Below are 11,085 nucleotides of genomic sequence, written 5' to 3'. Positions count from 1 at the left end.
GGCTCATCTGGACCAATTCTCTGGACCAGTTTTTCCCTAGCCTGTGGAACGCACTTCAGGTGCCGCATTTCCGCTAGTAATCCTTGACCGCCTAAAGGGCGGTGCTAACGTTTGTCCAATCGGTCAAAAATTTGCGTAGCATGAAAACGCGGCAAAGACCAAGCGTTGGGCGCAGCGAAACAGTTTACAAGGGGAAGTCCTGGTCATGTCCAACCGGCTGAAAGTCACGCCGAACGATCTCAGTGCATTCTGGATGCCGTTCACGGCAAACCGGCAGTTCAAGCAGGCGCCGCGCATGATGGTGTCCGCCAAGGACATGCATTACACAACCAGTGACGGCCGCAAGGTGCTCGACGGCACCGCCGGCCTGTGGTGCGTCAATGCCGGCCACTGCCGTCCGAAGATCACCGAGGCGATCCAGCACCAGGCTGCCGAACTCGATTATGCGCCGGCCTTCCAGATGGGCCATCCGATCGTGTTCGAACTGGCCAACCGCCTGGTCGACCTGGCGCCCAAGGGCATGGACCATGTCTTCTTCACCAATTCCGGCTCGGAATCGGTCGAGACCGCGCTCAAAATGGCGATCGCCTATCACCGTGTGAAGGGCGAGGGCTCGCGCACCCGGTTGATCGGCCGCGAGCGCGGCTATCACGGCGTCAATTTCGGCGGCATTTCGGTCGGCGGCATCGTCACCAACCGCAAGATGTTCGGCACGCTGCTCGGCGGCGTCGACCATATGCCGCACACGCATCTGCCGGAAAAGAACGCCTTCACCAAGGGTGTGCCGGAGTATGGCGCGGAACTCGCCAACGAGCTGGAGCGTATCGTCGCCCTGCACGACGCTTCGACCATCGCCGCCGTCATCGTCGAGCCGGTCGCCGGCTCCACCGGCGTCATCCTGCCGCCGAAGGGTTATCTGGAGAAGCTGCGCGAGATCTGCACCAAGCACGGCATCCTGTTGATCTTCGATGAGGTCATCACCGGTTTCGGCCGTCTCGGCACACCGTTCGCCGCCGACTATTTCGGTGTCACGCCCGACATCATGACCACCGCCAAGGGCGTCTCCAACGGCGTCATCCCGATGGGCGCGGTGTTTGTGAAGAAGGAGATCCACGACGCCTTCATGACCGGCCCCGAGCACATGATCGAGTTCTTCCACGGCTACACCTATTCGGGCAACCCGATCGCCTGCGCGGCCGCACTCGGCACGCTTGACACCTACAAGGAAGAGGGCCTGCTGACCCGTGGCGAGGAGCTGGCGCCGTACTGGGAAGACGCGCTGCATTCGCTGAAAGGCGAGCCGAACGTCATCGATATCAGGAACATCGGCCTGATCGGTGCGATCGAGCTGGCGCCGATCGCCGGCCAGCCGACCAAACGGGCCTTCTCGGCCTTCGTCAAGGCGTTCGAGCGCGGCGCGCTGATCCGCACCACCGGCGACATCATCGCGCTCTCGCCGCCGCTGATCATCACCAAGGGCCAGATCAACGAATTGATCGACCATGTTCGCGATGTGCTGAGGTCAATCGATTGACGGACTGACGCGGTCGGTTGAGGTCGGCGCGGCAGCGCGCCGACCTGACCTTTGGCTTGCAACGAACCATTACAGTCAGGCGGGCAACGCACCGATCCCGGTCAGGATCACCCGCTTGATATTTTCCTTGGCTTCCCGCCATTGCCGGTCGGACAGAGGTTTTCCGCCATTGAGTGTCTCGATCTGATGGCCGAAATCGGCGTAGTGCTGGGTCGTGGCCCAAAGCATATAGAGCAGATGGCGCGGATCCACCGGGTCCATCTTGGCTTCCTCGATCCAGCGCCTGATGATCTCGACGCGGCCGTCGGTCCATTCGCGCAGCGTCGATTCCATATAGTCCTGAAGCACCGGCGCCCCGTGCATCACTTCGGAGGCCCAGACCTTCGAGCCGTCCGGATGGCGGCGTGATATTTCCATCTTGGCGTCGATATAGGCACTGATGCCGTCTATGGGCCCGCGCGCCGCGTCGAAGCAATTGGCCGCCTGTAGCCAGATTTCAAAGATGTTTTGAACGACCGACCGGTAAAGCTCTTCCTTGGTGGCGAAATAGTAGTGGAGATTTGCCTTTGGCAGTCCGGCCAGATCCGCAATCAACTGCATCGTGGCGCCGCCAAACCCTGCCTCCGCAAACACCTTCTCTGCAGCGACGAGAATGGTTTTTTCATTCTCTCGGCGGATCTCCTGTCGCCGCATGGGGCGGGTGGGTTCTGCCATGTCTACCCCAAGATTCTAGTTGACCGCTTGGTCAGGTTGTGTAGTTTAAAAGCTGACCATACGGTCAAGCTGTAAATCACTCAAGGGGCGACAAGACCCCCGGTGTAGATGGGAACTCGAGATGGCCGCACCCGGCGAGAATCTGCGAATCAATTCAGATCGTTTGTGGGATTCCATCATGGAGATGGCGAAGATTGGCCCCGGCATTGCCGGCGGCAACAATCGCCAGACCGTGACCGACGAAGACGGCGAAGGGCGGCATCTGTTCAAGCGCTGGTGCGATGCGGCCGGGCTCGAAATGGGCGTCGATGAAATGGGCACGATGTTTGCCCGCCGCGAAGGCACCGATCCCAGCCTGCCGCCGGTCTATGTCGGCAGCCATCTCGATACGCAGCCGACCGGCGGCAAGTATGACGGCGTGCTCGGCGTACTGGGCGGGCTTGAAGTGGTGCGCTCGCTCAACGATCTCGGCATCAAGACCAAACATCCGATCGTCGTCACCAACTGGACGAACGAGGAGGGCTCGCGCTTCGCGCCGGCTATGATGGCGTCCGGCGTGTTCGCCGGCGTGCTCGACCAGGCCGATGTGTACGGGCATGTCGACAAGCAGGGCAAGAAATTCGGCGAGGAACTGGAGCGTATCGGCTGGAAAGGCCCCGAGAAGGTCGGCGACCGCAAGATCCATGCCTTCTTCGAACTGCATATCGAACAGGGACCGATCCTCGAGGATGAAGATATCGACATCGGTGTCGTCACCCATGGCCAGGGCCTGAAATGGCTGCAGGTGACGCTGACCGGCAAGGAAGCCCATACCGGCTCGACGCCGATGCCCAAGCGCCGCAATGCCGGGCTCGGCATGGCGCGGGTGATCGAACTGGTGCACGAGATCGCCATGGACTACCAGCCCGATGCCGTCGGCGCGGTCGGCCACATGGAGGTCTATCCCAATTCGCGCAACATCATCGCCGGGCGCACCGTCTTCACCGTCGATATCCGCTCGCCGGAAAAGGAAGTGCTGGACGCGATGGATGGCCGTATCCGCGAAGGCATCGACACGATCTGCGATGCACTCGACATCCGCTACGAGATCGAACAGGTCGGCGCTTTCGATCCGGTGACTTTCGATGCCGGCTGCGTCAAGGCGATCCGCGATGCCGCCGACCGCCTTGGCTATTCCCATCGCAACATCGTTTCCGGTGCCGGCCACGACGCCTGCTGGATCAACCGCGTCGCGCCCACCGCCATGGTGATGTGCCCTTGCGTCGATGGCCTCAGCCACAACGAGGCCGAGGAGATCACCAAGGAATGGGCTTCGGCGGGTGCCGATGTCTTGTTCCACGCGGTGGTGGAGACGGCTGTCATCGTGGAGTGAGCTTAGAATCCACCTTCCAAACGACGCTCGTAAAGAAGCGCGAAGAGAACAAGGGAACAGTCAATGACCAAAGTCATCCGAAACGGCACCATCGTCACCGCCGACCGCACCTGGAAAGCCGATGTGCTGATGCAGCACGGCAAGATCGTCGCCATCGGTTCGGGCCTGCATGGCGACCATGAGTTCGACGCCACCGGCTGCTACGTCATGCCGGGCGGCATCGACCCGCACACCCATCTCGAAATGCCGTTCATGGGCACCTATTCGGCCGATGACTTCGAGTCCGGCACGCGCGCAGCGCTCTCCGGCGGCACGACCATGGTGGTCGATTTCTGCCTGCCGGCGCCGCAGCAGTCGCTGCTCGAAGCCTTGCAGATGTGGGACAACAAGACCTCGAAGGCGTCGTGCGACTACTCCTTCCACATGGCGATCACCTGGTGGGGCAAGCAGGTGTTCGACGAGATGGCCACGGTCGTCGACAAGGGCATCACCTCGTTCAAGCATTTCATGGCCTACAAGGGCGCGCTGATGGTCGACGACGACGAGATGTATGCGTCGTTCCAGCGCTGCGCCGATCTCGGCGCGCTGCCGCTCGTTCATGCCGAGAATGGCGACGTGGTGGCGGCACTGTCGCAGAAGCTGCTGGCTGCCGGCAACAACGGCCCCGAGGGCCACGCCTATTCACGGCCGCCCGAAGTGGAAGGCGAGGCGACCAACCGCGCCATCATGATCGCCGACATGGCCGGCGTGCCGCTCTATGTCGTGCATGTCTCCTGCGAGCAGAGCCATGAAGCGATCCGCCGGGCGCGCCAGAAGGGCATGCGGGTGTTCGGCGAGCCGCTGATCCAGCATTTGACGCTGGACGAGAGCGAGTATTTCGACAAGGACTGGGACCATGCGGCACGCCGCGTGATGAGCCCGCCCTTCCGCAACAAATCGCACCAGGACTCGCTGTGGGCCGGCCTCCAGGCGGGGTCGCTGCAGGTGGTGGCGACCGATCATTGCGCTTTCACCACCAAACAGAAGCGCAACGGCGTCGGCGATTTCACCAAGATCCCGAACGGCACCGGCGGGCTTGAAGACCGCATGCCGGTGCTGTGGACCACAGGCGTTAACACCGGCCGGCTGACGATGAACGAGTTCGTCGCGGTGACCTCGACCAACATCGCCAAGATCCTCAACATGTATCCGAAGAAGGGCGCCATCGTAGAGGGCGCCGACGCCGACATCGTTGTCTGGGATCCCAAGCGCAAGAAGACAATTTCGTCCAAGAAGCAGCAATCGGTGATCGACTACAATGTCTTCGAGGGTTTCGAGGTGACCGGCCTGCCGCGGTTCGTGTTCTCGCGGGGCGAACTGTCGATCCAGGAGGCCGAGGTCAAGGCCAAGCCCGGCCATGGTGAATTCGTCGGCCGCGAGCCGAATGCGGCGGTCAACCGGGCGCTGTCGACGTGGAAGGAAATCTCCGCGCCGCGCAAGGTGGAACGCACCGGCATCCCGGCGACCGGGGTTTGAGGTGCGGCGCGGGGGACTTCTTTTCGCGGCAGTTTTGGTTCTGGTGGCCAGCCAAGTGACGGCGGCCGGCATCGACCTAGCCAAACCTTATGGCAACAAGTCCGGCTGCATCAACAAGAACGGCCAGGAAGTCTACGCCGAGGACATGCTGCTTCTAACCAACACCGACTTCATCACGGCGACGAGCGCTTGCACCTTCACCGGCAAGAGGGTCCAGGCCGACGGCTCGCTTGTGGTGAAGGCGGAGTGCGAGGCCGAAGGCGAAGAGGGCAAGTCGCCCGCCACCTTCATCATCAAGCACAGCACCAAGAACGCCAAGAAACTGTTGATCGCGGATGCGGACGGCACCGTCTATGGGGAAGTGTCTCGGTGCCGATGATTGCCGAAGCTGGCGGGCGCAAACCTCTAGCAATTGGCCGACGGGCGCCTAGCCCGGCGAAGTCAGCTTCCGGCGACCAGCGCATCCAGTTCCGGCAGCAGGACGACGCTCTCCTGTTCGTTGGGATCGGTGCGCGCAATGACGGCAGAGGACGGGGCGCCGCTCAGGTTGGCCGGCAGATGCGGCACGCCGGCGGGGATGTAGAAGAGATCACCGGCCTTGACGACGATATGATGCTCGAGCCGGTCGCCATACCAGGTGTGAACTTCGCCGGAGAGCACATAGATCGCCGTCTCGTGGCTCTCGTGCATATGCGCCTTGGCGCGGGCGCCGGGCGGCATGGTGAGCATGTGCATGCAGATGCCGGAGGCACCGACGGTCTCGGCGGCAATGCCGGCGAAATAGGTCAGCCCCTGCTTGCCTTCATAAGTGCTTTCAGGGCGGATAAGATGACAAGTGGGTTTGGGCGACATCGGGGAAACTCCGGGCGTCGATCGCGTGGGACAAGGTCAGAGGGACAGGGCCAAATGGGACAGGGTAAGTGGAAAACAACATCGCGATAAAAGCAATCGGATTCCAGCCGCCGCGGGAACGGAAACAGGCAGGCGGCAACCGATGACGGGGAATTCGCCAGCCGTCGTCGCGGCAAGCAAACTCGGGCTGACCTTCCAGACCAATGACGGGCCGGTGCAGGCGCTGTCCAATGTCGATCTGACCATCGGCAAGGGCGAGTTCGTCTCCTTCATCGGGCCTTCGGGCTGCGGCAAGACCACGCTGCTGCGCGTCATCGCCGATCTGGAGAAGCCGACCTCGGGGGCGATTTCCGTCAATGGCATGACAGCAGAGCAGGCGCGTGAGAAACGCGCCTATGGCTATGTCTTCCAGGCGGCGGCGCTGTTTCCGTGGCGGACCATCGAGCGCAATGTGGGGCTGCCGCTGGAGATCATGGGCCTGTCCAGGGCGGAGCAAGGCGAGCGGATCAAGCGCACGCTCGGCCTCGTCAACCTCTCTGGATTCGAGAAGAAATATCCCTGGCAGCTCTCGGGCGGCATGCAGCAGCGCGCCTCGATTGCCCGTGCGCTGGCCTTCGACGCCGACCTGCTGCTGATGGACGAGCCGTTCGGCGCGCTGGACGAGATCGTGCGCGACCATCTCAACGAGCAGCTGCTGGAATTGTGGGGACGCACCAACAAGACCATCTGCTTCGTCACCCACTCCATTCCGGAGGCCGTCTATCTGTCGACGCGCATCGTCGTCATGTCGCCGCGCCCCGGCCGCGTCAGCGACATCATCGAATCGACGCTGCCGAGAGAGCGGCCGCTCGACATCCGCGAGACGCCGGAGTTTCTGGCGATCGCAGCGCGGGTGCGGGACGGGCTGCGCGCGGGGCACAGCTATGACGATTGAGGGAGCAAACGACGGGCTCCCTCCTCTCCCCAACGGGGAGAGGGTGGCCGGAGCGAAGCGGAGGTCGGGTGAGGGGGCGGCGCCGACGGATCCGACCAAGAGAAAGGTCGGGGCAACCGCTCGCGCCCGAAAGCTGCGGGTTGACGAGACCGAGGCTGAATACAGGCTTTGGGGGGAACTGAGAGACCGTCATCTCAATGGCTACAAATTTGTGAGGCAAGTGCCGCTTGGACCGTTCATCGCGGATTTTGTTTGTCGCGAGGTAAGCCTGATTGTCGAACTTGATGGTAGTCAGCACGCAGATTCTCCAACCGACCCTTCCAGGACAGCTTGGCTGAACGGACAAGGTTATTCGGTTCTCCGGTTCTGGAATCATGAGGTTTTGGCCGAACGTCGAGCGGTCCTGGATACGATCTTGGCTTGCCTTGACGGAAAGATTGCTACCCCCTCACCCGACCTCCGCTTCGCTCCGGCCACCCTCTCCCCGTTGGGGAGAGGAGGGCGCCAGTCGGCTGAGGCCCGCTAGATGGACACCTTCCGCGACAAGCTCGTTCCCGTCACCTCCATCCTCGTTGGCGTGGTCGCGCTCTGGTATGTCTTCGCCGTCATCCTCAACACGCCGTTCCAGCGCGATCTCGATCGTCGCGCCGGTGAAACATCCACGTTCAGCGAACTCATCGGCAAGACGCTGTCGCAGCCGAAGCCGACATTGCCGGCGCCGCACCAGGTGGCGGTGAATTTCTTCGAGAACACCTTCCTGCGGCCCATCACCTCCAACCGCAGCCTGGTCTACAATGCCTGGGTGACGCTTTCGTCGACGCTGCTCGGCTTCGCTTTCGGCACGGCGCTCGGCATCATCATCGCCGTCGGCATTGTCCATGTGGCGACGCTCGACCGCAGCCTGATGCCGTGGATCATCGCCTCGCAGACCATTCCCATCCTGGCTGTGGCGCCGATGATCATCGTCGTGCTGGGGGCGATCGGCATCAGCGGGCTCGTCCCGAAGGCGATGATTTCGACCTATCTGTCGTTCTTCCCGGTGACTGTCGGCATGGTGAAGGGGCTGCGCTCGCCCGAGATCATGCATCTCGACCTGATGCACACCTACAATGCCAGTCGCGCGCAGACCTTCTGGATGTTGCGCGTGCCTGCTTCGGTGCCGTTCCTGTTCACCTCGATGAAGGTGGCGGTGGCGGCAAGCCTGGTCGGCGCCATCGTCGGCGAACTGCCGACAGGCGCTGTCGCCGGCATCGGCGCCAAGCTGCTCGCCGGCGCCTATTATAGCCAGTCCATCGACATCTGGTCGGCGCTGGTTGCTGGCTCAGTGGTGGCAGCCCTTCTGGTCATGGTGGTCGGCATTGCCGGGCGCCTCGTCGACCGCGCCATGGGCGGGAGGCCGGCATGAACTGGCTGAAACCCTCCTGGCAGGCAGTGCTGGCGATCGTGCTGTGCCTGATCGCTGTGGCGCTCGGCCCGATCGCCGCGCCGAAAGTCGATGCACTGGCGCAGCCTGCAGGGACGTTGATATACCCCTATGTGGCGACGACCTGGCTGATTTTCGGCGTGCTGCTTGTCGCCGCTTTGATCTCGATGACCAGAATACCGTCCATTGTCGAAGCCGTTGTGCTTTTCATCGGCGCGCATCTGGCCGCCTGGCTGCTGATTGGCGGCATCACCGGCTTCGAAGGCCTGGCGCGGACGCCGTTCTTCCTGTTGCTCACCGGTGCATGGCTGCTTGGCTGGCGCTGCGTGGCGGTGCTGTCATCATTGCGTCCGTTCGCCAAATGGGCTCGCACCGCGCTGCGCCTGATCATCCCGGCCATCTTCGGCGCCTGGATCCTGATCATCTGGGAAGCGGTGACGCGTGGGGCCGGCATACCCTTCATCCTGCTGCCGCCGCCAAGTGCCATCGGCGCGCGCATCGCCGGTTCGCTGCCGGTGCTCGGCGCCGATGTCCGCCAGACCATCTTCAAGGCGGTCATCTTCGGCTATGTCGTGGGCAGCGGCGCCGGCTTCATCACCGCGGTGCTCGCAGACCGTGTGCCGTTCCTGCGACGCGGCCTGTTGCCGATCGGCAACATGGTCTCGGCGCTGCCGATCATCGGCGTCGCGCCGATCATGGTGATGTGGTTCGGCTTCGACTGGCAGTCCAAGGCGGCGGTGGTCATCATCATGACCTTCTTCCCGATGCTGGTGAACACGGTCGCCGGTCTGGCCGCCTCCGGCCATATGGAGCGCGACCTGATGCGCACCTACGCGTCGGGCTACTGGCCGACGCTCTTGAAGCTTCGGCTGCCGGCAGCAGCTCCCTTCATCTTCAACGCGCTGAAGATCAACTCGACGCTGGCGCTGATCGGCGCCATCGTTGCCGAGTTCTTCGGCACGCCTGTCGTCGGCATGGGCTTCCGCATCTCGACCGAGGTCGGGCGGATGAACATCGACATGGTCTGGGCCGAAATCGCAGTTGCAGCACTTGCGGGTTCGGTCTTTTATGGCGTGGTCGCTCTTGTGGAAAGAGCCGTCACGTTTTGGCATCCCTCTGTCCGTGGTGGATAGGGGCGGTGGGTTTAGGGCACTAACTTCAGAGGGTAACAAAATGAAAAGACTGATTATTCCCGTTCTGGCTGGCGCGATGTCGCTTGCCGCTTTCCAGGCAATGGCCGCCGACAAGGTGACGTTGCAGCTGAAATGGGTCACGCAGGCCCAGTTTGCCGGCTACTATGTCGCCAAGGCCAAGGGTTTTTATGAGGCCGAGGGTCTCGACGTCGACATCAAGCCGGGCGGTCCCGATATCGCGCCCGAGCAGGTGATCGCCGGCGGTGGTGCCGACGTTATCGTCGACTGGATGGGCGGTGCGCTGGCTGCCCGCGAAAAGGGCGTGCCGCTGGTCAACATCGCCCAGCCGTTCAAGAAGGCCGGCATGGAGCTGGTCTGCCCGAAGGACGGCCCGATCAAGACCGAAGCCGACTTCAAAGGTCACACGCTCGGCGTCTGGTTCTTCGGCAACGAGTATCCGTTCTACGCCTGGATGAACAAGCTCGGCCTGAAGACCGAGGGCGGCCCGGACGGCGTCACGGTGCTCAAGCAGAGTTTTGACGTGCAGCCGCTGATCCAGAAGCAGGCGGACTGCATCTCGGTCATGACCTACAACGAATACTGGCAACTGATCGACGCCGGCTACAAGCCGGAACAGCTGACCGTGTTCAACTACTCGGCCATGGGCAACGACCTGCTCGAGGACGGGCTCTATGCGTCCGAAGACAAGCTCAAGGATCCGGCCTTCGAAGACAAGATGGTGCGTTTCGTGCGCGCCTCGATGAAGGGCTGGAAATATGCCATCGACAACAATGACGAAGCCGCAGGCATCGTCATGGACGGCGGCGGCCAGGACGAGAACCACCAGAAGCGCATGATGAGCGAAGTCGCCAAGCTGATCGACAATGCCGACGGCAAACTTGACCCGGCGACCTACGAGCGCACCGCCAAGGCGCTGCTCGACCAGAAGATCATCACCAAGGAGCCGACCGGCGCCTACACCACCGCCATCACCGACAAAGCGGTCAAGTAAGCCTAGCCGGCAACATATCTATCCAGAAAGCGGCGCATCCGGCAGAAATGTCAGAGGCGCCGTTCCTTTATGGTGTTCATGACGAAGCTGGTCTCGATCGAGGCGACGCATTTCAGCCGCGCGATCTTTTCCTTGATGAAGCGCTCGTATTGTTCGAGGCTTCCCGTCACCACTTTCAGCACATAGTCGCGCGAACCGGTGACGAGGTGGCATTCCAGCACCTCTTCCCAGCCGCGGATCGCGTCCTCGAACATCACGATCTCGTCTTCGTTCTGGCGGCTGAGCCGGATGGTGGCGATGGCGACCATGCTCCAGCCGAAGGCTGAGGGATCGACCAGCGTGGTGTAGCCTCTGATGACCCCGGTCTCCTCCAGCCGCCGCACACGCCTCAGGCAGGGCGACGGCGACAGGCCGATGCGCTCGGCAAGCTCGTTGTTGGTGATGCGGGCGTCGGCCCGCAGCTCACGCAGGATTTTCAGGTCGAAATCGTCGGCTATCTTCTGCTGCACTTTCGGTCTCTCCAGGCAATTTGTTGCGGGGATGCAGCCATGTGAGCCCAAAAATAGCAAGGACTGGTGGAACGAGATCGCATAAAT

At 62.2% G+C, this 11,085-nt stretch carries 11 protein-coding genes and 1 pseudogene; 9 read left to right on the top strand and 3 right to left on the bottom strand.

Annotated elements, in window-relative coordinates:
* The first annotated feature begins 205 nt into the window (after positions 1-205).
* A complete protein-coding gene (locus EN990_RS25250; RefSeq protein ID WP_013530907.1) occupies positions 206-1,534 on the top strand; it encodes an aspartate aminotransferase family protein in 1,329 nt (442 codons plus the stop codon).
* Between the two features lie 75 nt (positions 1,535-1,609).
* Here EN990_RS25250 and EN990_RS25245 read toward each other — a convergent pair whose 3' ends face one another.
* Positions 1,610-2,248 (bottom strand): TetR/AcrR family transcriptional regulator, encoded by a 639-nt coding sequence (locus EN990_RS25245; protein WP_013530908.1) that lies wholly within the window; start codon positions 2,246-2,248, stop codon positions 1,610-1,612.
* 121 nt (positions 2,249-2,369) lie between these two features.
* Here EN990_RS25245 and EN990_RS25240 point away from each other — a divergent pair, with 121 nt between their 5' ends.
* From EN990_RS25240 to EN990_RS25230, 3 genes are all read left to right on the top strand, one after another.
* On the top strand, positions 2,370-3,620 hold the full coding sequence (locus tag EN990_RS25240; protein ID WP_013530909.1) for a Zn-dependent hydrolase: 1,251 nt from the start codon (positions 2,370-2,372) through the stop codon (positions 3,618-3,620).
* A 63-nt stretch (positions 3,621-3,683) separates the two neighbouring features.
* Positions 3,684-5,135 (top strand): dihydropyrimidinase, encoded by a 1,452-nt coding sequence (gene hydA, locus EN990_RS25235; protein ID WP_063172510.1) that lies wholly within the window; start codon positions 3,684-3,686, stop codon positions 5,133-5,135.
* 43 nt (positions 5,136-5,178) lie between these two features.
* Positions 5,179-5,514 carry a hypothetical protein gene (locus tag EN990_RS25230; RefSeq protein WP_245460933.1) on the top strand — a complete coding sequence of 112 codons (336 nt, stop codon included), beginning with the start codon at positions 5,179-5,181 and terminating at the stop codon, positions 5,512-5,514.
* Between the two features lie 62 nt (positions 5,515-5,576).
* Here the strand turns inward: EN990_RS25230 and EN990_RS25225 are convergent, their stop codons facing one another.
* Complete coding sequence (locus EN990_RS25225; protein WP_013530912.1) at positions 5,577-5,987, bottom strand: cupin domain-containing protein; 411 nt, start codon at positions 5,985-5,987, stop codon at positions 5,577-5,579.
* Positions 5,988-6,129: 142 nt separating this feature from the next.
* Between EN990_RS25225 and EN990_RS25220 the strand changes: the two genes are divergently transcribed.
* The 5 genes and pseudogenes from EN990_RS25220 to EN990_RS25200 all read left to right on the top strand — a co-directional run bounded on the left by EN990_RS25220 (position 6,130) and on the right by EN990_RS25200 (position 10,489).
* On the top strand, positions 6,130-6,921 hold the full coding sequence (locus tag EN990_RS25220; protein ID WP_013530913.1) for an ABC transporter ATP-binding protein: 792 nt from the start codon (positions 6,130-6,132) through the stop codon (positions 6,919-6,921).
* A 115-nt stretch (positions 6,922-7,036) separates the two neighbouring features.
* Positions 7,037-7,447 (top strand): annotated as a pseudogene (locus EN990_RS25215) (endonuclease domain-containing protein); the annotation flags it as partial.
* Positions 7,448-8,326 carry an ABC transporter permease gene (locus tag EN990_RS25210; RefSeq protein ID WP_127368638.1) on the top strand — a complete coding sequence of 293 codons (879 nt, stop codon included), beginning with the start codon at positions 7,448-7,450 and terminating at the stop codon, positions 8,324-8,326. It abuts the pseudogene before it with no gap.
* Positions 8,323-9,477 (top strand): ABC transporter permease, encoded by a 1,155-nt coding sequence (locus tag EN990_RS25205; RefSeq protein WP_027160664.1) that lies wholly within the window; start codon positions 8,323-8,325, stop codon positions 9,475-9,477. Before EN990_RS25210 ends, EN990_RS25205 begins: the two co-directional genes overlap by 4 nt.
* 40 nt (positions 9,478-9,517) lie before the next feature.
* Positions 9,518-10,489 (top strand): ABC transporter substrate-binding protein, encoded by a 972-nt coding sequence (locus EN990_RS25200; protein WP_013530916.1) that lies wholly within the window; start codon positions 9,518-9,520, stop codon positions 10,487-10,489.
* A 50-nt stretch (positions 10,490-10,539) separates the two neighbouring features.
* Here EN990_RS25200 and EN990_RS25195 read toward each other — a convergent pair whose 3' ends face one another.
* A complete protein-coding gene (locus tag EN990_RS25195; protein ID WP_024501498.1) occupies positions 10,540-10,998 on the bottom strand; it encodes an Lrp/AsnC family transcriptional regulator in 459 nt (152 codons plus the stop codon).
* Positions 10,999-11,085: the final 87 nt, after the last annotated feature.

This window comes from Mesorhizobium sp. M7A.F.Ca.US.005.03.1.1, assembly GCF_003997975.1.
GTDB classification, from domain to species: Bacteria; Pseudomonadota; Alphaproteobacteria; order Rhizobiales; family Rhizobiaceae; genus Mesorhizobium; species Mesorhizobium ciceri.
The sequence above is the reverse complement of the archived record's forward strand: the minus strand, read 5'-3'. Positions and strand labels throughout refer to the sequence as shown.